Source organism: Corallococcus sp. AB032C (assembly GCF_003668935.1).
GTDB classification, from domain to species: Bacteria; Myxococcota; Myxococcia; order Myxococcales; family Myxococcaceae; genus Corallococcus; species Corallococcus exiguus.
This window is the reverse complement of sequence record NZ_RAWP01000226.1, coordinates 1-3,365: the sequence shown is the minus strand read 5'-3', so window position 1 is coordinate 3,365 and position 3,365 is coordinate 1. Positions and strand designations below refer to the sequence as shown.

General features: G+C 73.0%; 3 protein-coding genes. All 3 read left to right on the top strand.

Features of this window, described 5'->3' with window-relative positions; genetic code table 11:
- The first annotated feature begins 301 nt into the window (after positions 1-301).
- Complete coding sequence (locus D7X99_RS41610) at positions 302-889, top strand: transposase family protein (protein WP_158627163.1); 588 nt, start codon at positions 302-304, stop codon at positions 887-889.
- A gap of 155 nt (positions 890-1,044) precedes the next feature.
- Positions 1,045-2,409 carry a DDE-type integrase/transposase/recombinase gene (locus D7X99_RS41605; protein WP_121782548.1) on the top strand — a complete coding sequence of 455 codons (1,365 nt, stop codon included), beginning with the start codon at positions 1,045-1,047 and terminating at the stop codon, positions 2,407-2,409.
- Positions 2,406-3,221 carry an ExeA family protein gene (locus D7X99_RS41600; RefSeq protein WP_121782547.1) on the top strand — a complete coding sequence of 272 codons (816 nt, stop codon included), beginning with the start codon at positions 2,406-2,408 and terminating at the stop codon, positions 3,219-3,221. The genes D7X99_RS41605 and D7X99_RS41600 overlap by 4 nt, the downstream gene beginning before the upstream one ends.
- Positions 3,222-3,365 lie beyond the last annotated feature (144 nt).

Below are 3,365 nucleotides of genomic sequence, written 5' to 3'. Positions count from 1 at the left end.
TGTTGCCGCGCACGGTGGTTGAGGGAGACGGCCCCATTCTCGGACCGACTGGATGAGGGGGAGCGGCCGAAGCAGAACTCGTCGCCCATCAGCGAGCCGGTTTCTTGCGTGTCGCCGATGATGCTGTCGGCTTGGGGCCAGGAGAGGACGGGGCGCGGCGTGGAGCTGCTACCGGGCACTGGCGTAAGGGCCGGTGCGAGTAGGCGGTGGGAGGGAGGCTGCCACCCCCCTACCCACCAATGCCCCGTGGAAGTCCGTGACGAGAGGACCGCAGGGCACCCGAGGAGTCATCCGAAGTGAGGTGGGCGTCAAGTCCTGGGCGGCGCGGTTGCCGTCCGTCGAGGGGGTGCGGCCCGCGCGGTGCCCTGGCTGCGGTGCGGCCAGTCGCCCGGTGGGAGCGGCGCTGGTGCTGCACGGGCATGGGGTGCGCGAGCGGCAGGTGCTCGGGCCGGTGGAGTGGGGCGAGGTGCCGCTGGCGCTGACGGTGGGAGTGCGCCGCTTTCTGTGCACCTCGTGCCGGGCCACTTGCACCGTAGGCCCCCGAGAGGTGCTGACGCGGCGGCTGTACTCGGCGCCCGCGGTGGCCCTGGCCCTGGCGCTCTTCGGCCTGCTATTGCGTCCGGTGGCCCAGGTACGCGCGCAGGTGAGTCCCTGGCGGGTGGTGGGGCCCAGCAGCGCGGGCAGCTGGTGCGCGCTTTTCGCGTGGGTGCGGGCGGTGCGGGGCGGCGGCGTGTTCGCCGCGCTGCCGCCATGCCCGGAGGACTGGTCTGCCCGTCGCGTCGCTGCGCGGGCGGCGGGGGCGCTCGCGGCCCGGGCCCCCGAGGCGGTGGGCCCCAGTCCTCCGCCGCTGCACGTGCTGACGGCGCTGGGCGCCGTGCACGCTCGTTGAGGGCGAGCGCCCCCGTTTTCGCCGCCGGGCGGCGCGGGTAGCCGCCCCACCCGACAGCCCCGCTGCGCACCCGCCCCGTGTCCCGGCACCGTCCTGGGCGCGGGCCTGCCCTCCGTCTGTCCATTTCTCGGGGCGGGCCTCCCCCGGAGGAGTGCATGGACGCATTGAAACCGAAGTCCCACGCCGAGGCCGTGGCGGTGTTCCGCCATGGCGTCATCGGCACCTTGACTCAGGCGGAGCTCGACCGCGGCCAACTGGCGGCGGCCCTCACCCAGTTGGCCGCCCAGCGCTTCCGGCCCCCCGGGGCGGACGCCACGCGCAGCTATTCGGCCCCGACGCTGGAGCGCTGGTACTACGCGTTTCGCAAGCGAGGCCTGGCGGGGCTGACGCCTCTGCCCCGGCGTGACAGGGGCCGGGCCCAGGACGTGCCGGACGCGCTGCGGCGGTTGCTGTGCGACATCCGCCGCGAGCGCCCCTCGGCGTCCGCCTCCCTCATCCTGCGCACGCTGGTGGCCGACGGGCGCATGCACGAGGGGGCCGTCTCCGCCTCCACCGTCCGTCGTCTCTTCCGGCAGGAGGGCCTGGACAAGGTGGCCCTGCGCGACTCGGCCGGCAGCCGCACCCGTCTGCGCTGGCAGGCCGAGAGGCCCATGGCCCTGTGGCACGGGGACGTCTGCCACGGCTCCGCCCTCGAGGTGGGCGGCAAGGCCCGGCCGCTGCGCGTGCACGCCCTCTTGGACGACGCCAGCCGCTACGTGGTGGCCCTGGAGGCCCACCACTCCGAGAGGGAGGTGGACATGCTGGGCCTCTTCGTGCGCGCGCTGCGACGGCACGGCAAGCCGGACGCCCTCTACCTGGACAATGGCGCCACCTACCGCGGCGACACCCTGGCCACCGCCTGCGCTCGCCTGGGCATTTCCCTGCTGCACGCCAAACCCTACGACGCGCCCGCCCGAGGGAAGATGGAGCGCTTCTGGCGCACGCTGCGCGAGGGCTGCCTGGACTTCCTGGGGCCGGTGGCCAGCCTGCATGACGTCAACGTGCGGCTGTGGGCCTTCCTGGACGCGCACTACCACCAGGCCGCGCACGCGAGCCTCGTCGGCCGCTCCCCTGCGTCTGTCTTCCGCGCCCACCCGAGCGCCCCGGATGGCCTGGACGAGAAGGCGCTGGCTGACGCGCTCACCGTCCGCATCCGCCGCCGCGTGCGCCGCGACACCACCGTGGCCCTGGACGGAGTGGACTACGAGTTGGACGCGGGCCACCTGGCTGGCCGCCTCGTCTTCATCTGCCGCACCCTGGCCGACGTCAGCGCCGCGCCCTGGGTGGAGGTGGACGGCCAGCGTCTGCCCCTGCACCCGGTGGACGCCGTCGGAAACTCCCGGCGCGAGCGGCCGTACCGAAAACCCCACCTGGAGGAGACCGCTCCGCGCCACCCGGCCTTCGAGCCCGCTGGGGCGCTGCTGGACAAGGCCGTCGGCCGGCGCCCCGCGCACGCGTCGTGGGACGGAGGTGACGAATGACGCCCGCGTATGTCAGCCACTTCGCGCTCACCTGCGCGCCCTTCTCCAAGGAAGTGGCCGACTCGGACTTGTGGCTGCCCACCTCCAAGGCCGCTCTCGTGGAGGAGTTGGGCGAGGCCCTGCGAAACCGCGCCAGCGTCGTGCTCACCGGCGAGCCGGGCGTGGGCAAAACCTGCGTGCTGCGCGCGCTGCGCCACCGGCTGCCCGCCCAGGGCTTCCGCCTCACCTACTGCCACAACGCCACCCTGGGCCGCCGCGACTTCTACCGCCAGCTGTGCCTGGCGCTTGGGCTCAAGCCCTCCGCCACCGCGGCCGCCGTCTTCTACTCGGTAACCACTCACGTCGAGCAACTGGGCGGGGAGAAGCTGCACCCTGTCTTCCTGCTGGACGAGGCTCATCTGCTGCACCAGGACGTGCTGGACCACCTGCACATCCTCCTCAACTACCAGTGGGACTCGCGCGCGCTGCTGTCGCTCATCCTCGTCGGGCTGCCGGAGCTGGAGTCTCGACTGGCCCGCCGGCACAACCGCAGCCTCTACTCGCGCTTGCACACCCGGCTGCACGTCGAGCCTCTCACCCCTGAGGACACCGCGGAGTACCTCCGGGTACGGCTGGCTCGCGCCGGGTGTGAGCGAGAACTCTTCGCCTCGGACGCACTCGCCATGCTGCACGAGGCGGCCAGCGGAGCACTCCGCGATGTGGACCGGCTCGCCACGGCGGCGCTGCGCGAGGCCGCACGCCGCAAGAAGAAGCTGGTGGAGCGCGACGCGCTGGCCCGCGTGCTCGACACCGTCGGAACCGAGGAGCCGTAGCACGCAAGAGCATCAAGGGCTTGCGCGCTGCGCGCGCTCGCCCCTGATGTCCATCAAGCTGCGCGGCGCGCTGACGCGCGCCTCCAGCGATGGCCATCAACCAGCCGGCTCACCCGACCATCAACAAAGGTGCGCGGCAACACC